Source organism: Paenibacillus mendelii, assembly GCF_024498075.1.
In the GTDB taxonomy this organism is placed as follows: domain Bacteria; phylum Bacillota; class Bacilli; order Paenibacillales; family Paenibacillaceae; genus Paenibacillus_Z; species Paenibacillus_Z mendelii.
The window spans coordinates 97,019-117,913 of the sequence record NZ_JANHOF010000001.1 but is presented as its reverse complement, the minus strand read 5'-3'; the positions used below and the strand labels follow the sequence as shown (position 1 = coordinate 117,913).

General features: G+C 45.6%; 26 protein-coding genes. 21 read left to right on the top strand and 5 right to left on the bottom strand.

The annotated features are described in order from the left end of the window. The first annotated feature begins 15 nt into the window (after positions 1 to 15). Positions 16 to 624, top strand: coding sequence for a transglutaminase-like domain-containing protein (locus NNL21_RS00550; RefSeq protein ID WP_204815466.1), 609 nt, complete (start codon positions 16 to 18; stop codon positions 622 to 624). A gap of 137 nt (positions 625 to 761) precedes the next feature. Further along, positions 762 to 1,037 (top strand): DUF2277 domain-containing protein, encoded by a 276-nt coding sequence (locus NNL21_RS00545; protein ID WP_204815465.1) that lies wholly within the window; start codon positions 762 to 764, stop codon positions 1,035 to 1,037. 246 nt (positions 1,038 to 1,283) lie between these two features. Here the strand turns inward: NNL21_RS00545 and NNL21_RS00540 are convergent, their stop codons facing one another. Together NNL21_RS00540 and NNL21_RS00535 are read right to left on the bottom strand one after the other, a co-directional pair. After that, on the bottom strand, positions 1,284 to 2,363 hold the full coding sequence (locus NNL21_RS00540; protein WP_204815464.1) for a DUF418 domain-containing protein: 1,080 nt from the start codon (positions 2,361 to 2,363) through the stop codon (positions 1,284 to 1,286). Then, positions 2,360 to 2,947 carry a TetR/AcrR family transcriptional regulator gene (locus tag NNL21_RS00535; protein ID WP_204815463.1) on the bottom strand — a complete coding sequence of 196 codons (588 nt, stop codon included), beginning with the start codon at positions 2,945 to 2,947 and terminating at the stop codon, positions 2,360 to 2,362. The genes NNL21_RS00540 and NNL21_RS00535 overlap by 4 nt, the downstream gene beginning before the upstream one ends. A 250-nt stretch (positions 2,948 to 3,197) precedes the next feature. Here NNL21_RS00535 and dat point away from each other — a divergent pair, with 250 nt between their 5' ends. From dat to NNL21_RS00480, 11 genes are all read left to right on the top strand, one after another. Next, positions 3,198 to 4,031 carry a D-amino-acid transaminase gene (dat, locus tag NNL21_RS00530; RefSeq protein ID WP_204815462.1) on the top strand — a complete coding sequence of 278 codons (834 nt, stop codon included), beginning with the start codon at positions 3,198 to 3,200 and terminating at the stop codon, positions 4,029 to 4,031. A 24-nt stretch (positions 4,032 to 4,055) separates the two neighbouring features. After that, a complete protein-coding gene (locus NNL21_RS00525) occupies positions 4,056 to 4,388 on the top strand; it encodes an MmcQ/YjbR family DNA-binding protein (RefSeq protein WP_204815461.1) in 333 nt (110 codons plus the stop codon). Positions 4,389 to 4,529: 141 nt separating this feature from the next. Then, the gene (locus NNL21_RS00520; RefSeq protein ID WP_204815460.1) at positions 4,530 to 5,168 is read left to right on the top strand and encodes a hypothetical protein; all 639 of its coding nucleotides are present in this window, start codon (positions 4,530 to 4,532) and stop codon (positions 5,166 to 5,168) included. Positions 5,169 to 5,235: 67 nt separating this feature from the next. Next, the gene (locus tag NNL21_RS00515) at positions 5,236 to 5,703 is read left to right on the top strand and encodes an NUDIX hydrolase (RefSeq protein ID WP_204815459.1); all 468 of its coding nucleotides are present in this window, start codon (positions 5,236 to 5,238) and stop codon (positions 5,701 to 5,703) included. 20 nt (positions 5,704 to 5,723) lie between these two features. Further along, on the top strand, positions 5,724 to 6,251 hold the full coding sequence (locus tag NNL21_RS00510; RefSeq protein ID WP_204815458.1) for a YfiT family bacillithiol transferase: 528 nt from the start codon (positions 5,724 to 5,726) through the stop codon (positions 6,249 to 6,251). A 12-nt stretch (positions 6,252 to 6,263) separates the two neighbouring features. Then, a complete protein-coding gene (locus NNL21_RS00505) occupies positions 6,264 to 7,433 on the top strand; it encodes a purple acid phosphatase family protein (RefSeq protein ID WP_204815457.1) in 1,170 nt (389 codons plus the stop codon). Positions 7,434 to 7,659: 226 nt separating this feature from the next. Further along, positions 7,660 to 8,085, top strand: coding sequence for a DMT family transporter (locus NNL21_RS00500; protein ID WP_204815456.1), 426 nt, complete (start codon positions 7,660 to 7,662; stop codon positions 8,083 to 8,085). Positions 8,086 to 8,140: 55 nt separating this feature from the next. Then, on the top strand, positions 8,141 to 8,839 hold the full coding sequence (locus NNL21_RS00495) for a Crp/Fnr family transcriptional regulator (RefSeq protein ID WP_204815455.1): 699 nt from the start codon (positions 8,141 to 8,143) through the stop codon (positions 8,837 to 8,839). Positions 8,840 to 8,873: 34 nt separating this feature from the next. Next, entirely contained in the window at positions 8,874 to 9,341 is a 468-nt protein-coding gene (locus tag NNL21_RS00490) for a DMT family transporter (RefSeq protein WP_204815454.1), read from the top strand. Between the two features lie 42 nt (positions 9,342 to 9,383). After that, complete coding sequence (locus tag NNL21_RS00485; RefSeq protein ID WP_204815453.1) at positions 9,384 to 10,118, top strand: class I SAM-dependent methyltransferase; 735 nt, start codon at positions 9,384 to 9,386, stop codon at positions 10,116 to 10,118. Positions 10,119 to 10,310: 192 nt separating this feature from the next. After that, entirely contained in the window at positions 10,311 to 11,246 is a 936-nt protein-coding gene (locus tag NNL21_RS00480; RefSeq protein ID WP_204815452.1) for a VOC family protein, read from the top strand. Between the two features lie 225 nt (positions 11,247 to 11,471). Here NNL21_RS00480 and NNL21_RS00475 read toward each other — a convergent pair whose 3' ends face one another. Further along, positions 11,472 to 12,395: a VOC family protein gene (locus tag NNL21_RS00475; protein ID WP_204815451.1), complete on the bottom strand. Its 924-nt coding sequence runs from the start codon at positions 12,393 to 12,395 to the stop codon at positions 11,472 to 11,474. Between the two features lie 184 nt (positions 12,396 to 12,579). Here NNL21_RS00475 and NNL21_RS00470 point away from each other — a divergent pair, with 184 nt between their 5' ends. From NNL21_RS00470 to NNL21_RS00455, 4 genes are all read left to right on the top strand, one after another. Next, a complete protein-coding gene (locus NNL21_RS00470; protein WP_204815450.1) occupies positions 12,580 to 15,054 on the top strand; it encodes a sigma-70 family RNA polymerase sigma factor in 2,475 nt (824 codons plus the stop codon). A 281-nt stretch (positions 15,055 to 15,335) separates the two neighbouring features. Continuing rightward, positions 15,336 to 15,890 (top strand): permease, encoded by a 555-nt coding sequence (locus NNL21_RS00465; protein WP_204815449.1) that lies wholly within the window; start codon positions 15,336 to 15,338, stop codon positions 15,888 to 15,890. Between the two features lie 34 nt (positions 15,891 to 15,924). Then, positions 15,925 to 16,275 carry a YrdB family protein gene (locus NNL21_RS00460; RefSeq protein ID WP_204815448.1) on the top strand — a complete coding sequence of 117 codons (351 nt, stop codon included), beginning with the start codon at positions 15,925 to 15,927 and terminating at the stop codon, positions 16,273 to 16,275. 45 nt (positions 16,276 to 16,320) lie between these two features. After that, positions 16,321 to 17,397, top strand: coding sequence for an alpha/beta hydrolase family protein (locus NNL21_RS00455; RefSeq protein WP_204815447.1), 1,077 nt, complete (start codon positions 16,321 to 16,323; stop codon positions 17,395 to 17,397). A gap of 85 nt (positions 17,398 to 17,482) precedes the next feature. Here NNL21_RS00455 and NNL21_RS00450 read toward each other — a convergent pair whose 3' ends face one another. Then, positions 17,483 to 17,680, bottom strand: coding sequence for a helix-turn-helix domain-containing protein (locus NNL21_RS00450; protein WP_256554984.1), 198 nt, complete (start codon positions 17,678 to 17,680; stop codon positions 17,483 to 17,485). Beyond that, on the bottom strand, positions 17,667 to 17,939 hold the full coding sequence (locus NNL21_RS00445; protein WP_204816832.1) for a hypothetical protein: 273 nt from the start codon (positions 17,937 to 17,939) through the stop codon (positions 17,667 to 17,669). Before NNL21_RS00445 ends, NNL21_RS00450 begins: the two co-directional genes overlap by 14 nt. Before the next feature lie 92 nt (positions 17,940 to 18,031). On the opposite strand from NNL21_RS00445, the gene NNL21_RS00440 reads away from it, so the two are divergent. The 4 genes from NNL21_RS00440 to NNL21_RS00425 all read left to right on the top strand — a co-directional run bounded on the left by NNL21_RS00440 (position 18,032) and on the right by NNL21_RS00425 (position 20,524). Beyond that, on the top strand, positions 18,032 to 18,685 hold the full coding sequence (locus NNL21_RS00440) for a glycoside hydrolase family 172 protein (RefSeq protein ID WP_204815445.1): 654 nt from the start codon (positions 18,032 to 18,034) through the stop codon (positions 18,683 to 18,685). 118 nt (positions 18,686 to 18,803) lie between these two features. Further along, entirely contained in the window at positions 18,804 to 19,172 is a 369-nt protein-coding gene (locus NNL21_RS00435) for a hypothetical protein (protein ID WP_204815444.1), read from the top strand. Between the two features lie 117 nt (positions 19,173 to 19,289). Then, a complete protein-coding gene (locus NNL21_RS00430) occupies positions 19,290 to 19,898 on the top strand; it encodes a class I SAM-dependent methyltransferase (RefSeq protein ID WP_204815443.1) in 609 nt (202 codons plus the stop codon). A 92-nt stretch (positions 19,899 to 19,990) separates the two neighbouring features. After that, positions 19,991 to 20,524, top strand: coding sequence for an RDD family protein (locus NNL21_RS00425; RefSeq protein ID WP_204815442.1), 534 nt, complete (start codon positions 19,991 to 19,993; stop codon positions 20,522 to 20,524). Positions 20,525 to 20,895: the final 371 nt, after the last annotated feature.

The following is a 20,895-nucleotide window of genomic DNA, read 5'->3' as shown; positions in this document are numbered from 1 at the left end:
ATTGAGGTGATCAGATTGATTTTGTCATGTGAATCGAATTCATTGGACGATTATTTGGCTGAAACGGAAGAGCTCGACTTTCGTCATCCGGACATCCAAGAAATTGCATCAGAATTATACGCTGCATCATCCAATGAGCAAGACTTTGTAAGAAAGGCCTATGAATTTGTTCGTGATGAGATCTCCCATTCCTGGGACATTCAAAGTACTCGAATCACATGCAAGGCTTCGGAGGTTCTCCTGTATAAAGAAGGGATTTGTTATGCGAAGTCTAATCTCCTGTGTAGCTTATTAAGAAGCAAAGATGTACCTGCCGGGTTTTGTTATCAACGACTTACGATTGGCGATACACCAGATACAGGTTACTGCATACACGCTTTAAATGCGGTTTATTTGAGATCTATTGGACAATGGATCCGGCTGGATGCGCGTGGCAATAAGGTTGGGATTAACGCTGAATTCTCCATTAATAAAGAAAAATTGGCTTTTCCAGTACGTGAGGAATACGACGAATCGGACTTTCCCATCATATACATGCAGCCCAACCCTCAAACGATGACAGTGCTGAAACAAAACACAGACTGTATAGAGATGTATCTCCATGGTTTGCCAACTCACTTGTAATCCCAATTTCCTGATACACGCGGCAGAAGGTAACACCCAGCCCGATTATCAATGGGGACAATAAAGGTAATCACTTGGAAGTATGGAAAGGGATCATGTAAAATAAACCTAAACCAACACTCAAAGGAGTAATCAGGATGTGCAGAAATATTAAAACGCTATTTAATTTCGACCCTCCAGCAACGGAAGATGAAATTCAAGCGGCTTCTCTTCAATTCGTCAGAAAGCTGTCTGGATTCAATTCACCTTCAAAGGCAAATGAAGAGGCGTTTCAACTGGCCATCGAGGAAGTAACTGAAGCTGCCCGCAAATTATTAGCTTCGCTCGTAACGAATGCCGAACCGCGAAACCGTGAGATCGAGATTGAACGGGCACGAGCTAGAAACGCGATCCGGTTCGGAAGCCAGGAGTAAGAGTCAAGCATGAACATCTACGGATGAGAATTGGATGGTAACCGTGAAAACCATGCAGAAGAAAGTCTATGGTCGGATCTTATCACAATCGTTGCGACCGACTTTCCTGGGCTGCCGCTTGTAGGCTATGAACAAAGCGGAGATCTCGCGGCAGCTCTTACATGCGGTTGGCAATCGATCGGGCCGCTTCGCGTTTGGATTAAATCCAAAACCATGAGGTATGATTGCTGCGTTAACTAGACGTAATCAACAAAATCTTCTCAAGATCCACTCCACAGGACCTCTTTTCATCCATTTTCTCCACACATGCGAAAAGACAATGGCGATTATGAAATAAGCACATCCATAGGCGATTGCAAACGAAAGCTTTCCATTTTCTAAGTAGTTTATAGCTTCCAGAAAACCTAATCCGATTATGATATGCCCTATATAATGAGATAACGACAGCTGCCCCGTATGGATAATGGCTTGATTTAGACGGGAATTCTCAAATTTATGAATCACATAATGACAGGTTGAAAGGATGGTTAGAGCCGAACAACCTGCGGAGAGAACATACAGTACGGTGGGCGGCATCGGTTTCGTCGCGAATAGATATGCTGCAGATTCAGGATCCAATATGGGCGAGGTCCATGTGATCAAGGAATAGGACAGCATCTCGAGGACGACTGTTCCAGACAAGGAATAGATCAGAATTTTCCGTTGGTTCTCCTTCTCCAGCCACCGTTTTCTTCCGATCCACATCCCAATTAGAAAAAAACATACCCAAGGGAAGATAGGATGGAATCCATTCCACAACAGGTTGCGAATAAACCCATTCATTGTCCAAAAGTCCGTATATGCGTGAAAATTCGCATCCCAACCCTTACTGTAATCAAAGACGATCAGCCATATTTGAGATAGTAATAGACTAACAACGGTTAAGCCCAGCAGCAGCTTATCGGAAACGGTCATCAATACCGCTGCGACAAGCATGAACACCGCGTAATCGTGCAGAATATCCGCGTTCCAATCCATCAGCAGCAGCAGCATGCCTGCTGTAAGCAGGAAAACAGATCGTCGGTACAGGCTTTTGCGATTCCGGCGAATAATGTCCTTGTCCATGGAACGTCTTGCTTTCGCAGTCATTAAGGACACGCCGATGCCTGCCAGAACAACAAATAGAGCAGAGGCTCTCCCTTCAAAGAGTCCCGCGATCGCTCGCAACCATGCAGGGTCAGCATTCTCAGCCTGCATGGCAAGCTTATAATTCACGATTATCATTCCGAAGATCGCCCAGGCTCTCGCATAATCAAGGGCAGTAAGACGCTGCGACGGTTGGCTCATCTCACGGTTCCGCCTCTTACGATCGTAACAACCGCTTTCGTCCAAATCGCTTCATAATGATACGCAAGTCCGTAGCTGATGAAATTATCCATGCTGTCAATCATCATGGTAAGCATTTGTGCTTTGACAAGTGCATCGGTATCTTCGATTGCCCCTATCCTGGCTCCGTGCTGCAGCAGCGCAACAAAACCGGTTGTAAAGCCGTCTAGGCTATCAATCAATTTGCGTGAATATGTAGGATTTCGGTAGCCCAGCGCCTGGTATTGATTCATGATACGTGTGTAATAGATGTCTTCATTCTGTTTAAGTATGATCCGAAGACCATCTGAAATCAGCTTTTCTTCAAAGTTATCGTTTGTATAATCTTGGATCGTGAAGAAATTCTCAAATCCGATGCTTTTGCAAATCTCGTCAAAGAGCACTTCGATAATGCTTTCTTTGGATACAAAATGATAATACAACGCAGGCTTGGATATGTTTACTTCCTTGGCGATCATGGTCATACTCGTTTTCTCGAAGCCGTGCTCAGCGAATAGGCGGTACCCGGTCTCCAAGATCGTCGTATACGTTGAACTTATGCTCATGCTTAACATCCTCCCAATACTTACTTACCGTTCGGTAAGTAAAACTATATCCAATAATGCTGCTAATTGCAACAGCAAGTAGGCAAACATCAGCCATCGGCAGTTTTCCAGCGATTGCATGGAAGACAAATACATTTTTTTGTTGACAATTGTCGGGTGGTGGCATTACATTCAGCATATGGCTTTTGTAGATTCGTTGACTCAGAATCCACCCTATATTCCCTGAAGTACAAACAAGGAGGCACAAGGTGTGTTTTTATGGAACGGTGAGCTGGTAGAGGAAGAAGAAATTCAAGTATCCCACAAGGATAGGGGCTATTACTTCGGGGATGGCATCTATGAAGTGTTTCGTATTTATAAAGGTAAGCTGTTCGAAAAACAGGCTCACTTGACCCGTATGTACCAAAGCTTGCACAATGTAAAGATTAAGGTTCAGTGGGATGAGCATGCACTAGCTGCCAAGCTGGATGAATTGGTTGCGTTGTTTGGTGAACATGATGGGTATCTGTATGTGCAAATTACGCGAGGTGAGGCGCCTAGAACCCATACGATTCCGGATGTAATCACTCCTGTCATGCTTGGCTATTGTGAAGCCTATACAAGCCCGTATAGTCAAATGGAGCACGGGATCGCCGCTATCACGGTAGACGATATTAGATGGCATCATTGCCATATCAAATCATTGAATCTGCTTCCCAATACATTAGCGAGGCAGCAAGCAAAGGAGAGCGGGGCGGATGAGGCGATCTTCGTCCGGGATGGCATCGTAACAGAAGGTAGCTCATCCAACCTATTCATTGTGAAAAATGGTGTGATTCGAACACATCCTGCCAATCACCTTATATTAGAGGGCATTACTAGACAAGTGATCGAACGAATCGCGAAGAGTGAAGGAATCCCTTTTGAATCGAAGGCTTTCCATGTTGAGGAATTAATGGATGCTGACGAAGTCATGATCACGAGCAGCACGAGGGAAATCACACCTGTCATATCGATCGATATGAAGCCTATCGGATCAGAGAAGCCCGGACCGATAACTAGACAATTGCAAGCGGCCTTTAATAGACTCGTAGATGATAATTAACAGGTAGAGGGAGGAACCGGCTCCATGATGACAGCGGAAGAAGTTCGTGCTTTCGCACTTTCCTTGCCGGAAGCGCAGGAACAAGAGCATTGGGGTAAACCCTCCTTCAGAGTCGGAAAGAAGATATTCGCTGTCATTCAGGAAGATGGTCTAACCCTGACGGTCAAAACGACAGCGGAAGACCGTATGGCTTATACGACGATGGATCCGTTGACGTTCAGTATCCCTGCCTCATTCTCGAACCTAAATTATATGGTCGTACAGATGAATCGGATTGATCCCAATGAATTACGAGATCTGCTGATGCTAGGCTGGCGCTTAGTCGCTCCCAAACGTCTAGTCAAGTTAATGTCATGATGCCGACCCATTAGAAACAATTAGAAACCGCGCAGCTTGCGGTTTCTTTTGCTTTCTATCGGTTTACTGCAGAACGTATGTACGGTATATTTAGGTATATGGTAAAAAAAGGCTCGATAACCGAAGGAGAGGTGGGTTAGAGTGCCTATTGTTTGTCTGGAAGGCACCAGTGCAGTCGGTAAGTCCACAACCTGTAAGGCTTTTGCCGATCGTTACGATGCCTATATCGTTGAAGAAACCCATTTTCTCTTCGGTCCAACCAAATGGCAAGGAATGGAGCTTGTTGATTGGCATCTTGCCTGTCAAACGAAGAGGTGGGAAATAGCATTAGAGATGAGCAAGGAATACCCCTACGTCTTGCTGGATGGGGATGTCTTTAAGCTCTGGTATGATTGGGTGTATGGACTGGATCATAGCGTATTTGAATATGAGTCGAATTACTTTAGAAGCAAGTTAATCTCGGGTGAAATATCCTTTCCGCATTGTTACATTGTCTTGTGGGCCGGTGAGAGCGACCTTAGAAACCGCAAAGAATCTGATATTACAAGAGGAAGAAGGTTATTCGACAAACATCTTAAGCTCGTGGAGCCTCAAATCAAATTTTTTAGCGCTCTCAATGGATTAATACCCAACTATGTCGGGGTTCATAAGGCGGAAACGATAGAAGGGAATATCCTCAATATCGAAAACCAAATCTCATTATCCTCCGGCTTATCGGCGCAACAGAATTTGCAATTATTCGACTTTATGATTGAATATTTCAGAACGACGAACCCTTAAGTCTGGAGAGTTAGGCAAACAAAATAATAGCGGATTGCGCTGAAGAACAAATAAAGGGGATTCGTCCATGGTGCGTTCTTGGTATGAGCTTAATGAAATTGACTCCAGCAAGATTAGATTTGTCGTGATGATCACGGAATACCACAATCAAATCCTGCTTATTCGGAACAAGAAGCGTCAGCTCTGGGAATTACCTGGCGGTAAGAGAGAAGAAGGTGAAGATCTCATTCACGCGGCAGGCAGAGAGCTGTACGAAGAAACGGGTACGGTTCAAAGTGAATTAACGCCATTCGGGGTTTATTTAATGAATGGCAGCTACGGAATGAATTTTTATGCCAAAATTAATGTGTTAGGCCCATTACCCGATTATGAAATTGAAGAGATTAAATTCGTTACAGAGCTTCCTGAGAACTTATACTATGGATCTATTTTTTATGAAATATATGAAAGATGGAAGGGTCAAGACCATCAAAAGTTAGCGACATATACATATAATTATAACGACAATCAAGCATGTATGAAGTTTAAACAATAACCGATACGAAAGGTGATTCTATGGACCGCTATCGATATCCAATAGGTCAATTCGAACCTGTACGGGAACCGACATCAGAGCAGCGCAATACATGGATAGAGGTCATTTCGGTGATGCCGGCCAACTTAAGGATGACGGTGAGTAACCTAACAATGGATCAGCTGCTTACCCCTTATCGTCCCGGCGGGTGGACAGTTCAACAGGTCGTCCACCACATGGCGGATAATGATATGAATGCTTATATCCGTTTCAAGCGGGCATTAACTGAAGATGACCCTGTGTCAAGCTCTTATCGGGAAGATTCATGGGCACAACTGAGCGATTATCAGAATACGCCCATTGAAACATCAATCGTTCTCCTCGAAGCCCTTCACAGTCGATTTGCCGTCTTGCTCCGTTCATTACCGCCATCGGACTTTAACAGGACCTTCACGAGTCCCACGCATGGCCGAATGAGTCTGGATCTTGCAGCTCAGCGATTCGCTTGGCACAATCAACATCATATCGCCCAGATTGAATCACTCAAGAATCGTATGGGGTGGAATTAGGGGGGAACCACTATGTTATCCATCGTTAAAGGGCCTTATTTGCAATGGCCTACAATAGCGTCCATGACAATGATGTGGGAAACATCGGAGCCGGCTGCTTCAAGAGTAGAGGTGTTCATAGCAGAACGAATTCATAGCGGCTATCAGGGGAATTACAAAAAGCCAGAGCATCTGATGACAATCGTGTCAAACGAGAGTCATACCGTGATTCATCAGCTTACCGTGACTAACTTGGAAGCAGGAACGACGTATTTCTACCTAGTTTTCTCTGAGAATGAACATGGCGAAAGGGTGCAATCCGGACCCTATCCTTTCAATTCAGCCGCGCCGAAGGGACAACCGTGTTCATTTACTGTGACAAGCGAGACAGGCGGCTATAGTGGTTTTGATTCAACCCATGGGCAAATTAACACGAATATATTCAAGCAAATGCAAAGATACCGGCCGGATTTCACCTTATTTGTCGGGGACCTCGTCAACGATGGAAGAAAGTACGAAGATTGGGGAACGTACTTTTTTGAACCGGGGAAGGATTATTTGACGAATACCCCGTTCTACAGCTGCTTGGGCAATCACGAATGTAATGCTTCATGGTATTATGACTTCTTTGCTTTTGCGCCGCCCAAAAATTATTATTCCTTCGATTATGGGGATATTCATTTCATTTGCTTGGACAGTACAGATTTCATCAAACCAGACCAATACCCTCATGCTGCAGGAGAGATCCGTCCAGGACAAGCCCAGTATGATTTTCTTATCCGTGATTTACAATCAACGTCTGCCAAGTGGAAAATCGTCTTTTTTCATTATCCTCCGTATGTATCAGGCGGATATCAAGTGGAAGACATGCGGCAGCTTTGTCCCATCATGGAAAAGTATGGAGTCGATATCGTATTCAATTCACATACGATCGTATATGAACGAAGTCATCCGATTCGTTCGAATGAAATTGATTATGAGGATGGAATCGTCTATATCGTGGCCGGTGGAGCAGGGGCCATGCCGGAGTGGCTTTTACCCAAGAGAAGCTGGCATACCTCACAATCTTTAGCAGTTCCCCATTTCGTACAAGTCGTTGCAGTGGAAGACAACTTAGAGATCCGCGCAATCGATGAAGAAGGACGGTTATTCGACTCCGCCCGGATTAGGAAATCAGCAAACGGCCAAAAAAGCTTTTTCTAGTCTTAATGAATGAGTTGAAAGAGGAGTTGCTATTAGCAGCTTCTTTTTTTTGTATTCGGCTCAGTTTATAGTTGCGTGAGCTAAGACGTAATGTCTTCATTTGATTAAAAACATCAACGATATGGACAAACTAGTACCAACGTGTAATGTCGAGGACATATGTCCTTTCCAAGTAAACGGAAACTATCATTTAATGAAGAGAGAAATCTATATTGGGAGAGTTCATATGAAGGGGATTATATTTGCATTATTAGGCGGGGCCTTCATTACGCTGCAAGGGGTAGCCAATTCGAGGATAAGCCAAGATATCGGCACTTGGCAAGCGGCGACAATTACCCAGCTAACCGGGTTCATCATGGCATTTCTAATTCTGCTCTTCGTTCGAGATGGACGAGGGCAAGGGTTCAAGCAAGTGAAACCGTTATATTTGACAGGCGGTTCCTTTGCGGCGATCATTATTTTCACCAATGTCACGGCTATACACGAAGTAGGTGTTACCCTCACGATATCCGCTCTTCTGATCGCTCAGCTGAGTCTGACCTTTATCATCGATATTAAGGGGTGGTTCGGTGTGGCGAAGCAGAAGATCAGGCTGTCACAATTCATTGGGATCGGAATGATGATCACCGGTGTGGTAATATTAAGGTCTTGATCGTATGATCATCTCAGGGGAGCGACATGCTGTAGGCTGGAGGTTAAATCGAGTAATGAAAGAGATTCATGATCGTGAACGATTGAATCATTATTTGCATATGTATCAAATCGTATCCATCTTTTCAGAGCAGCTAATCCCGCATTTGTCGTTATACAGCTACATGCCAGGCGAATCCATCTGTTCTCGGGGTGAACCCTCTCAATATCTGTACATTCTTGTTGAGGGAAAAATCAAAATCTATACGACCACTGAGGAAGGCAAAACACTGATACTTTCAATTAAGAAACCCCTTGAGGCGGTCGGCGATATAGAATATGTACATGGGACGGACATTATGAATACGGTCGAGGCCGTATCGTCTGTCCATATGATCGTTATTCATCATCGTTGGTTGAGAAAGTACGGAAGTGATTATGCGCCTTTACTGCAATTTTTACTGGGCATCATTACTCAGAAGTTTTTCATCAAGTCGAACTCGTTGAGCTTCAATATGATGTATACAGTGGAAGTGAGATTGGCAAGTTATCTGTTGTCCGACTCCTTGTATGAATCGGATTCTCTTCATGAAGGGTTGCTAAGCACAGCTCATCTAAAGGATGCGGCGGACATCATTGGAACCAGCTACCGGCATCTGAACCGTGTCATCAAACAGTTCTGTACCGATGGTTTCATTGAGCGCAGCAAAGGGTTCATTCATATTAAGAACAGAGAAGGTCTAAAGGCACTGGCTGGTCACAACATCTACGAATAGATTCGAATAAATCAGTAAATGGGTGAGCAAAGGTATGGTTCTTGGGATAGTATTAGCGCTTATCGCAGGTTCTCTGGTCAGCCTGCAAAATATATTCAACAGTAAAGTCAATGAGCGTGCAGGATCTTGGGCGACGACCACATTAGTATTAGGTTTGGGTTTCCTGGCTTCACTGATGTTCGGTCTGATCTTTGAAGGAAAACAGATATTCAACTTTCAACATATGCAGACCTGGTATTGGTTTAGCGGAATGATCGGAGTAGGTGTGGTCGTCTGTCTGGTGCAGGGAATGAAGCTGCTTGGTCCGACCTATGCCACCTCGATCGCGCTGATCGCACAACTCGGATTTGCATTAATGTGGGACTCGCTAGGCTGGTTAGGTTTGGAGAAGGTTCCGTTTACTCCACAACAATTGATTGGTGTTCTGATGGTTGTCGGTGGTATTATTGTATTTAAATTAGGCGGCGGGCGCGAGACTCAGAAGTCGTCTGAGTTGACCTAGAAGGGTCTGATCACCGGGCACGATCGCAGGAGGATGAAGGAATTGAAACAGAACAAATATGATGATTCCGGTTTCTTCGCGAATTACAGCCAGATGCCGCGTTCGATCGGCGGACTGAATGCAGCTGGGGAATGGCCTGTCTTTCGTTCATTGTTTCCTGAGCTGCGCGATAAGAGAGTGCTTGATCTTGGCTGCGGCTTTGGCTGGCATTGCCGGTATGCCCGTCAGCAGCAGGCACGATCTGTTGTGGGAATAGACCTCTCCGAGAATATGATTGTGCGTGCCCGGGAACATACGGATGATCCCGCTATCGAGTATCGTCAGCTCGCGATTGAGGATATCGACTTTCCGGCAGAGGAATTTGACGTCGTCATAAGCTCACTTGCCTTACATTATGTCGAGAGGTTCGACATCATCTGCCGCAAAGTCCATCAGTATCTGGTGCCGGGCGGTTCCTTCATACTCTCTGTCGAGCATCCCATCTTCACTGCGCTCGCAGCACAGGATTGGTATTATGGAGCGCAGGGCGAGCGATTGCACTGGCCTGTCGACGATTATCAGAGTGAAGGCTTGCGCCAAGCCAGATTTCTGGATCATGATGTTACTAAATATCACCGGACAATCGAAACTCACCTGAATGCCTTGATTGATTCGGGCTTCAGAATTAAGCGAATTTCCGAGCCTCAACCGAGCCCAGAAACTATAGCCGCGCATCCCGAGATGAAAGATGAATCCCGGCGTCCGATTTTTCTCTTAATCGCCGCAGTCAAAGATTGAGAGATCATGATTAGCTCACGAGAGCTGAGATGTTACAAGAAAGGCCATCCTGCACAGGATGGCCTTTCTTCATTGATCGGATTCAATGATTTGGTGAAGGCTGCGGTCAATCTTGAGAAAAATGAGCATAAAAGGTTGATCTTCCCTCTGATATAATTATATTCAAGGTAAGTGCTAAGGGAGGTACAGGCCATGGGTAAGAATGCTAATCTAAGAAAGACGGTTGTGAAAAGCGGCCCCGTGCGCAGAAATACGGACAACTACAAGCCTGCACGCGTGCCAGCTGCATTGAAAGTGTATGCAGGTGGAACGGTTAGCTCATTAAAGGGGGAGACAAGTATGGAGCTTATCAAATGTCCGATCGACAATGAGGTGGAAAGTGCCTTTGTCCATGTATCCGATCTCCGCCGCTCTGCTATGTGGTACAGCATGGTGATGGGGCTTCCACTCTTGGAAGACAGGCTAAACGGCGGCAATGTCTACTGGATGACGCTTCAGGGGGGAACCGGTATTATTCTGGATGACAACAAAAGCAACGGGCCGGATGTCGTGCATGTCAGATACATGTACAAAACCTCTGACATTGAGCAGTCATATCGTTTCTTGGAGAAGCAGGGAGTACGACCGTTATATCCGATCGCGCGGCCTCATCCAGGCTTGGCATTCTTCAATTTTACCGATCCGGACGGCAACTCGTTGATGATTATGCAATCAGATTTTGTCTCCGATGTCGTAGAGCGGCTGGATAACACGAATAGTCCTATTATGAATCGGATTGGCGGTATCTTCCTGAATGTTACGGATATGAACCGGGCGATTCGATTTCACAGTCAAGTATTGGGCCTGCCTTACAATGAAGTCGGGACCGGACCTGAGCATTCCATCTATGACCTGCAGATGAGGAAAGGGAGCGGCGTCCTGCTGGACGACAATCGCTTCCGGCACGGCGATGATTACGAGACTCTATTCATGCTGGTTACACCTGATGTAGAGGGATCGAAAGCCTACTTAGAATCGAATGGTGTTCCGGTCTTCACCGACATCGAGAGACCCGGCGGTGAATTGGCCTTCTTCACGGTCAAGGATCCGGATGGCAATGTCATCATGATTTGCTCTGAAATGGAATAATGAATTTTACCAGCAGATGATATTGATGAAGCGGCTGCGTTTATAGAAAATTTAGGCTTCCAAATTATTTGCGGAGGCATTCATCGGTATGAGTCTGTCTCCTTTTTCAACATGCGAGATGACGATTTTAATGTCATTACGGTATGCCAGAACCATAAGTAAGTACATGGGAATATGCAAGAAACAGCCGCTCATACTTGAGCGGCTGCTTCTGTGTCGATCTGTTTACCGATAGTCATGCTGCACGTCTTCTCCGACCTTATAGGGAATATAGACATATACGTGGTCATTCTCCGAGTATTCCAGATGAACGGCGGTTGCTTGACCGGGAATTTGCTTCTCAAAACCGAATTGGCAGCCTAACCAGCGATATTTATCGGAATAGTCAGCACGGAAATCCGTCTTTGTTCGTGGATATGTAAACACCGCATAACATTGGGAGGGAATGGTCATTACCGTAAGACCCTTAGCATCCACGCTTGGCGACTCCAGTTCGACGCAAACGTAAAGCTCATTCTCCAGGACATCTTCATAGCGCTCTAGAATGGGATTGACGTAGAATAAGGTTGACTTTACGCCCTGTATATCTTTAATGGCTTCTGACAGACGGGTCTCCCCCTCAGCTAATGCAGATTCGGGGTCATTCACATGTACGGTAACGCTGCACCCTGCGACATGCAATTCCGGGCGTGATACCAGCGTATACCTCTCCATGGAGGGAATCTCCGGACCAGCATGATATTCCAGTTCATTGAGTCCAAATAGTCCGCTCCACGCCCCGAATTCATTGCCATCCGGATCGCGAAATTCGAACCATAATGTATTTGCAACGCCAACTTCCAATTCACTTACATCTGCGCCGCATTGAACAAGATGCTGATGGAAAGCATCCGTATTCGGTACGTGAAAATCAAACCTGCCCTGACCGACTTTCTCTTTATTCTGATTGATCCAGCAGATTCGCCCTGGAGCAACCTCGACTGTGGCAAAATGCGGGTTGTAAGCCATCACCTTGAATCCGAGGCATCTGCAATACCAGAGCAGAGCTTGGTTCAAATCCGATACATACAATGCTGGAATAACCGCTGAAGCAAATGATGATATCGTTTCGGGGTGGTACGATTGTGCAGCAATGGTCTGGTTTGTCATGACGATAACAGTCTCCTTTATCAATTAGTTCCTCATTCCTCTATACAGATGCCATAGAAGGGTTGAAACCTGACCTCATGGCAGCTCTTTTTTCTAATCTTGAGAAAAAAGGGATTCCCAGTCTAATCAAGAAAGTTAAGTGTAGGAAATGTACTCCACAAATGGGCTAAGTAGGCGAATCGAGATGGAAATTTCAGATATTGAACTAGCGGAACGAGCAAAATTAGGCGACCGGGAGGCATTCAACGAATTGCTTGCCAGGCAGCGCAGCCGTGCGTTCTCATGGGCTAAGAGCATCGTTCAGGACGAACATATGGCAGAGGATGTTGTGCAGGAAGCGCTATTGAGTGCTTTCTTGAAGCTTGGTACAGTTGCGGATATGCGAAGGTTTTTACCCTGGCTGCGAGCAATTGTGAGAAATCAGGCTTTGATGAAGCTGCGCAGGGGAGGGCCTTACGGCAAAGAAAAGCCGTTCTCTTCTTTTCTTGCTGCCAATAAGCAGGCGGAACCGGACTGGGGGGACTTGGATACCGTCCTATACCGGATCACCAAGCGCGCAAACCCTTCCCAGGAATCGAGACATGAATTAGAGATGCCCGTTACAGAAGCGTTGACCGGACTTATTCGCGTTCTCGGTCCGCGTGAGCGAACCGTATTCGAACAATTCTTCTATCAACAGCTTGCTCCGGACGAAATCGCAGCCCAATTTGACACGAACGTCAATAACATCCATAAGACACTCTCCCGTATACGCAAAAAGCTGTCAAATGAAAAAATGGAGCTCGACATCCGGACGGAGCTCCGGTCTTTCTTTGACCAAGCCGGCTATAAGCGGCACATGCTGCCCAAACCTGCCATTCAAGGAGAGGATCTGGTGCACCCGGATATGTCCTATCCCTATGCCATCTATCACGCGCTCCGCAGCGCGGGTAAAGATATTACCTTGGCTGAGGTAACGGGCTTTACCGGCTATGCCTTTATAATAAATCTTCGGCTGCCTATGATTAGTGCGGCAAGCGCGATGCTATGGGACTGGGATACCTTTCTTGCGAATGGGTTATTCACACTTGGCTATCATTACAGATATGTGGATTATCAGCATTACAAGATTGCAGCTCCTAGTAAGCATAAGACTGAGAAGCTTCTTTGTACGCTTACTATGCTTCGGCAATCGGTAGATAGCGGTTTTCCTGCTTTGTTGAATAATGGTCTTCATTATGAAGCATCGCTCGTATACGGATATGATGATCAAGAGCAGTTATTGTATGTATCCGATTCCAGGTCGACAGCTGCCATTCCTTACAGCAGTTTGTATGCCGGCCGAGCAGAGTTAGACACAAGAATATCCCGCGAGCTCTATGCCTATGTATTAGATGGGACGCTCGCATCGGTCAACCCAGCTGAACAAATGCTGCGACTCATTCAACGCATCATTCGTCATGCGGAAGGACAGGACAGCACGTTCCTGCCTTGTGCCAATGGTATTCAAGCTTACGATGAATGGATGAAGGCTTTCGAACTAGAGACGATTGACCCGCTCGGGAATGCGTCTTGTCTGGCGATCTTCGGCTGGTGCAGGCAGCAAGCGGCGGCTTTCTGGCGAGAACAATCACAGAGGTGGCAAAGTGAAGAGCGGTATGCTGCGTACCCGAGTTGGGGTGAAATGTTTCACGATGCTGCTGAATGCTACAGCCGGGTGTATGAATGTTATCGGCAGCTGCAAACGCTATTTCCTTTCCCGTCAGGCGGGGATCCTCATGAATATAATCATAAAACATCAGCAGTCCGACTGCTGGAGCAGGCTAAACAAGAAGAATGGAAAGCCATTCAAGCATTCAAACGCTTCGAAGCTGACCATAGCCATGCGAGCAAGCGAGTAATCTCTCATATCCCGGTGAATCCGTTCTATTCATTCGGAGGCATGCGACCCAAGGATTCATGTCCTGCAACCGAGTGCCAGCTCGATTCGATCTATGTAACCTGCACCAATCTCAAAACTTCAATAATCTTCTATAGCACACTGCTGGGTTTGACGATAACGCCCGAGATGCTGGATGGTCCGATCGGGGTATTTCAGCTGGAGAACGGTCCGAATCTCATCCTCGCCGATAAAAGACTGGATCTTATGCACGTCGATTGGCGGCCAGACTTGATCGTGAGGACACCTGACATCGAATTCACGTTCGTTGAGATGAAACGTCAGCAATGGGAGATCATATATGCCCTGGATCATGGCGGCATTGATATGGACTTCTTTATTGCTGCGGACAAGGACGGGAACCAAATCTTAATCGTGAATCGGGCAATCACGTACTCTTCGGCTTCGATTGTCTGCCATAATGATGACCATCCGATCCAACCCGAATTGACCTGCTTTTGTCTAGCCGTCAAGGATGAGATGGCTTCGCGCCATGCATATAACTTGGCTTTCCCTGAAATGGTAAACCATAATGTCATTAGCTTTACGAATAAGCTACACCGCAAAGCCACAGATACACGAATTCAACTTTCAAGTCGGAACTTGGATGCGGCTTATCGCTTCTTGCGTGAACAGGATACAGTTATTCTCCATTATTCTGATGAGCGTGAAGACGGCTCTATAAGCATGATCATTCAGGATCCCGATGGACTTCCCATTGTCATCCATGGACTCGTCTAACCTCACCCTCATAAGAAGGAGCTCTGCATGGAACCCATCAGGGCTCTTTCGTCATGGAAGCAGCACTTTATAATCCGGAGACACTCCCGTAGAAAAAAACGGGAAATTCTTTACATTCAGATAACCATCGGTTATATTATAACCAATGGAAAGTAACCGTTGGTTAGCCCGAATAGGAGAGATGATGATGAGCTTTATTTTATTCATGCTTTTGTTTGTACTAGGGGCGGGTTGGTTGGATGCCAAGGCTCGAACTATCAAACAAAGAGGAGTGAAATAGAATGTTTGCCGGTCATTTTGGTATAGCTGCAGCGGTAAAATCGAAGTCACCAGAGGTTCCGCTCTGGGCGCTCATGGTGAGTACACAATTACTCGATGTGTTGTTTGTGCCGCTGTTCGTAACAGGAGTTGAAACGATAGAAGGCAGTGGTTATGGTGGGGCCGTCATTCATGCAGATTACACACACTCATTAATCGGGGCTTTGCTTATTACAGCATTGGCCGGTATGTTCGCCAAGCGACAATGGGGCAATAGAGGCGGCCGAATCGTGGCGGGAGTGGTATTCAGTCACTGGTTGTTGGATCTATGCGTACATCGGGCGGATCTCCCTATATTGCCAAGCAATTTCGGGAATTTGCCATTATTGGGCCTTGGCATATGGGAATATTCAAGCTTAAGCATCGTGTTGGAAGGTGTGCTAATCGGTGTTGGCTTCCTCCTGTATTTACAATCGGTTGTGAAGGAAAGAAGCAGCACAGGCTGGGCGATTGTTTCAGGAGGAATGATGGGGGTCTTGCTGGTATTAGCTTTGGTAACGGATGTATTCGGAATTTGAACGAAGAGGCAGTTTGCCGCGAGGAGAGAACGATATGGAATTTTTCAAATATGCGAATCTTTGCTTGCGTTTTCTAATTGAATTATGCGCTTTAACTGCATTGGGGTATTGGGGCTTCTACGCAGGTAAAGGGTATCTGGTGAAAATCATTCTGGGAATCGGATTGCCATTGCTCGCAGCTGTTATTTGGGGGATGTTTGTTTCACCCAAAGCGTCCATACCTACAACAGGCATCATTCGGTTTTTGCTTGAAATATGCGTTCTAGGGGCAGGCGGAGTCGCTCTTTACGCGGCGAAGTATGACAAATTAGCCATTCTATATGCTATAGTCATGATGGTTAATCTTACGTTTACTTATCTTTGGAAGCAGCATTCGACCTATTAATTTCTCGGAAGAGTTGGTCCATTCATGTAAGGAGGAGGTGTTGAATTGAGAGTTGGCCGAACGACAAGAGTGATCACGACGGATACAAGACGGGATAATCCATTTCTTCATGATGGCAGTCACCGGCGGTTCATGGTAAGTATCTATTATCCTACTCCTGATTCGAATAGCTCCGAGCATGAATCTGCGTATCCTGAGCTGTTTGACCCTGGCGTGGGAACCGCCAAGGCGTTCTTAACGAGCATGGGGGCTGATTTGGATTATTTATACACGCTTAAAACGAACGTTTACAAGGATGCAGACATCATGTCAGGTACCTTGTATCCCATCATCATTTATTCGCCAGCCTTTGGAATCGAAAGAGATATGTACTGGTTCAATATTAAGAAGCTTGTCGCCGATGGTTATGTTGTTCTGTCAATCGGGGCGACATATGAATCGGTATTCACGGTATTTCCGGACGGGGAGTATGTTCAACAATTGAAATCGCTTGCTGACCTCGGCGCAAAAGACCGGGAGGAATGGCTGAAGCTATTAGAAATAAGAACGCAAGATATCCAATATGTTATGAACTGGTTAGAGGAAGTATACGAATCTGACGAGCTGCTTCAACACCAAATCGATCCGCAGAATATAAGCTTAATCGGTCATTCATTAGGTGGAGCTGCGGTATATAGAATGTTGCAAGACGATTCCAACATTAAGGCCGCTATTCTACTAGACCCGAGTCTTCATCTGATGGGTACAGATCCTTCATATGTTCACATACCTGTTTTACTATTGCGGCAGCATTCATCGACCTATGAGATGCTCAAGAATGATGGGTGGAATGAGGAACTCGCTCGCGATACAATGAATGGGCAAATGCATGTGGCAAATGTTCTAACCGGTTATAAATCCTTTATTAAGATACATGGGGCAAATCATATCACATTCAGTGATGTGCCGATTCACTTTAACGAAACCCAGATCGACGCCAAACACGAAGCAATTAACAAGGTGATTACTTTATTTCTAACGGAGTTCGTTCATAATCAAGCGGGCGAATATACGAATAATCTTACAGAAATAATGGGCATCAGTCAGATTAATAGCGATGGAACAATGTTAGAAGAGAGCTAACATGCTGCTAGGCCGCCGGGATAGGTACATCGGTGGTCTTTTTTTGGTCAGAAAAGGCGCTTGATGCCGCCCCATTATATAGCGTTTATATTCTGTCGGCTTGATGCCGAGGCCGGTAATAAGAAGGAGATACGCCCTCGACTTGCCGGAATGTACGGCTGAACGAATGGATGTTCTCATACCCGAACAGACAGGCAATTTCTTTGAGCGGCGTCCTGCTGTAACGGATCATTTCCTTTGCCTTCTCGATACGGATAAGCTGATGGTACTTAATCGGTGTCATGCCGTATGTCTTTTTGAACAGGCTGATCAAATAATATGCTGATGTTGGATAGCGCCGACAGTGTGTCGAGCGATACCTCCCGGTCGTAATGGCAGTCCAAATAGGATTTGCCCGCGTTTAATTCGTCGAGGTTATTCACGATCTCCGGATGATGCGACCATTCATTCTCCCGCAGTAAGTAGACCCATAATTCCAGAAACAGCCCTTTTACGAGCGTGTCCGCGTAGGGAAGCTTGGTGAGGCGATGATAGAAAAGCAATTTTGCACCGTGGATTCCAGCTCCTGATGGATGTGTTTGCATCTAGCGAGTGTGGGAAGCCCTACGCTTGGACAAATGTGAGGAGGATGACGATGAATTCATTGAACAGCCTGTTTCAATTGCGCCATGACCTTTCAACGAAACGGATTTCCAGCTTCGACCGGAAAGGCGGATTCCATGACAGTATTCGCATCGAGGCCGGCGAAACGAGAGGGATTGCCGAAATCGAGCACGCGGGGATTATCAAGCATATCTGGATTACAATGAACAGTGAGGATCCGATGATTCGGCGCAATGCAGTCATTCGTATGTATTGGGACGGGGAGGCGAATCCCAGCGTCGAGGCGCCGATCGGTGATTTCTTCGGCCAAGGATGGGGAGAGAAGTACAACTACTCCTCACTGCCAATGGCGGCGGCGCCGCAGGATGGACAGGCGCTCAACTGCTATTTTCCAATGCCGTTTGGCAATGGAGCGAGAATCACGATCCAGAACGAATCCGATCAGCCGATTATGATGTTCTTCTTCTATGTGGATTACGAGGTTCATCCCGCGATCGGGCTGGAAGCCGGTCGTTTTCATGCCTATTGGAATCGTGAACTGACGGAGCCCAGAGACGGCGACGAGAACGAATGGCTCATTCTGGATCCGAACGACGTGTACAACACGACCGACCGCGACAATTATTTGTTCGCCGATATCGAAGGCAGCGGCCATTTCGTCGGCGTCCACTATTTCGTCGATTGAAAGTGCATATGGTAATATATTGCTTGTGAGAAGGATAGTTGGTAATTAAGATCGAATGATTATTCATGGCAAACAATTAATCGATAGGCTGCTCATGTCTGCGAAAGGAGGGAATATCTTGTACATCAGGTTTCATGGGAATTACTCAAGTCCCAAGACAGAAGAACCGTATGGGATATTTGTGGTTATCTACCATTTACAGCGAGATGGTAAATTATCCGAATCTGATAACCGTACATATTTTGAAACGAAGGAATGGTTTGAACAGCATCTGCCAAACCCGCCTTATTACGAAGATAATAGTGCCATTAAAGCAGTAATATGGTTTAAAGATAATCCAAAAACAAGGGTTATGATAAACAAACTGGAACCCCTCATTACAATCGCAGCGAAATATGAAACCGAATTGACGAGAACCGTCGCAGTTGATCCTCCCGGAATTGTCGTCTATGAAGATGACTATCAAATCGCTGTCATAAAGTCATGAATGCCGAAGGATGACGATATGGAAGTTTTAATAAAGATTTGGAACCCCACCTTTACAAGCGAACGTATGTGCGGTATTGTGAGATTAGGTGATTGTTACCAATCTTAGGAGGACAATATGAATAAACAGAATCTAGTGAAAGCCTATGATATTGATGCACACAGACGGGCAAATTCAACTCCGGCAGAATGGAAGATTATAGAACGAAAAGTTTTCCTGGATAGGTTGAAACAAGAGAATAAACAATCTCTCCTGGAGCTAGGAGCGGGCACGGGGATGGATAGCCTCTATTTTCAAGATAACGGCTTGAATGTAACCTGCATCGACTTGTCCAATGAGATGGTTCGTTATTGCAAAGAGAGAGGATTAACCGCGAAGGTTATGGATTTTTATCATTTGGATTTTGCTGATCATTCGTTCCATGCCATCTACGCATTAAATTGTCTCTTACATGTACCAAAGCATGATATTGACCAGGTGTTGGGCGAAATTAAACGTGTTCTGAAGCCCGATGGTCTTTTTTATATGGGACTTTACGGAGGCAAGGATTCAGAGGGGATCTGGAAGGAGGATGCATTCGAACCCAAACGTTTTTTTGCATCCTATTCCGACGAGTCCATAAGAACTCTCGCAGGACAGCATTTTGAGGAGATCTATTTCAAACGTATACCATTAGATCCTAATTCCCCACATTTCCAATTACTTATATTGAAGAATGTCGAGTGAGCTGCATATAATAATTCAGTCAAGGGACTGCCATTGTGAATTGGCAGTCTTTCTCAATTGGATTCCTCTAGTAAGGACAGGAGGGAAAGAGCATGCAGAGGAAGGGATATTCAAGATATGTTTCGTTAGGTACCCGCATCATTGCTTTTCTGTGGGATTACATTATCCTATCGTGTTATATCATGCTGCTAATTGGAGTATCGTTTCTCGCACGACCGTTCCTTGTTCCATTATTCACATCAGGTCCGTTGTCAGCAGAAATCACCGGGTTTATGTTCATTACATTGCCAGTCTATCTATATTTTGCAATAAGTGAGGGGGCGAAATCGCATGCGACTTGGGGAAAACGGAAAAGGGGGATCGTGGTGATCGGCGTGCACGGTCAACCCATCGGAATAGGGCGTTCTTTTCTTCGCTCAGCCCTTAAGTTCATCCCCTGGGAGCTGGCCCATTTCACGGTGTGGCATATGGTCATACCTTCGGGGTATCCCGACGCGCTCATTTACGGCTTATTAGCTGTAGTTTATGGATTGGTCTTCGTTAATCTACTCTGTGCATTACTGAGTCAGAACAAACAAACGCTGTATGACATGATTGCGGGAACCGTTATCCAGCGTAAAGAGTAACGATCTATTGAAATACTAAAATTATACATTTTTATGATTGCGCCCCGTATTGGGTCGCGCTATAATGGTGTACGTAATGGGGAAGCGCTTACCTAAAGCGATCATATCATAAACAGTCAGTGAGAAAGAGGCGTAATGGCTCTCATATGTCCGGAATACTTCGAATCGTATGAAGTTACGTTTACCTTTTCATCGATAGAGGGCGCCATCCTTCATTCTCAGAATCTTATACGGTGAGGAGGTATGTAATCATTGAGGTCGGGCTTGAATAGAGGTTGGTTTGAATCGAAAATTGTAAGCGCATACTTTGTGTTGAGCAAATGTAAAGAATCATAAGCAGAATTGTTGTCCTTGGATGCAAATGCCAATCC

Coding starts and splice junctions, on each gene's coding strand:
- NNL21_RS00465 (WP_204815449.1), top strand. CDS start 15,336: ATGTTTGCCGGTCATTTTGGTATAGCTGCAGCGGTAAAATCGAAGTCA.
- NNL21_RS00450 (WP_256554984.1), bottom strand. CDS start 17,680: ATGACACCGATTAAGTACCATCAGCTTATCCGTATCGAGAAGGCAAAG.
- NNL21_RS00515 (WP_204815459.1), top strand. CDS start 5,236: ATGGTGCGTTCTTGGTATGAGCTTAATGAAATTGACTCCAGCAAGATT.
- NNL21_RS00430 (WP_204815443.1), top strand. CDS start 19,290: ATGAATAAACAGAATCTAGTGAAAGCCTATGATATTGATGCACACAGA.
- NNL21_RS00545 (WP_204815465.1), top strand. CDS start 762: ATGTGCAGAAATATTAAAACGCTATTTAATTTCGACCCTCCAGCAACG.
- NNL21_RS00480 (WP_204815452.1), top strand. CDS start 10,311: ATGGGTAAGAATGCTAATCTAAGAAAGACGGTTGTGAAAAGCGGCCCC.
- NNL21_RS00540 (WP_204815464.1), bottom strand. CDS start 2,363: ATGAGCCAACCGTCGCAGCGTCTTACTGCCCTTGATTATGCGAGAGCC.
- NNL21_RS00440 (WP_204815445.1), top strand. CDS start 18,032: ATGAATTCATTGAACAGCCTGTTTCAATTGCGCCATGACCTTTCAACG.
- NNL21_RS00475 (WP_204815451.1), bottom strand. CDS start 12,395: ATGACAAACCAGACCATTGCTGCACAATCGTACCACCCCGAAACGATA.
- NNL21_RS00470 (WP_204815450.1), top strand. CDS start 12,580: ATGGAAATTTCAGATATTGAACTAGCGGAACGAGCAAAATTAGGCGAC.
- NNL21_RS00500 (WP_204815456.1), top strand. CDS start 7,660: ATGAAGGGGATTATATTTGCATTATTAGGCGGGGCCTTCATTACGCTG.
- NNL21_RS00425 (WP_204815442.1), top strand. CDS start 19,991: ATGCAGAGGAAGGGATATTCAAGATATGTTTCGTTAGGTACCCGCATC.
- NNL21_RS00460 (WP_204815448.1), top strand. CDS start 15,925: ATGGAATTTTTCAAATATGCGAATCTTTGCTTGCGTTTTCTAATTGAA.
- NNL21_RS00525 (WP_204815461.1), top strand. CDS start 4,056: ATGATGACAGCGGAAGAAGTTCGTGCTTTCGCACTTTCCTTGCCGGAA.
- NNL21_RS00490 (WP_204815454.1), top strand. CDS start 8,874: ATGGTTCTTGGGATAGTATTAGCGCTTATCGCAGGTTCTCTGGTCAGC.
- NNL21_RS00505 (WP_204815457.1), top strand. CDS start 6,264: ATGTTATCCATCGTTAAAGGGCCTTATTTGCAATGGCCTACAATAGCG.
- NNL21_RS00495 (WP_204815455.1), top strand. CDS start 8,141: ATGAAAGAGATTCATGATCGTGAACGATTGAATCATTATTTGCATATG.
- NNL21_RS00510 (WP_204815458.1), top strand. CDS start 5,724: ATGGACCGCTATCGATATCCAATAGGTCAATTCGAACCTGTACGGGAA.
- NNL21_RS00535 (WP_204815463.1), bottom strand. CDS start 2,947: ATGAGCATAAGTTCAACGTATACGACGATCTTGGAGACCGGGTACCGC.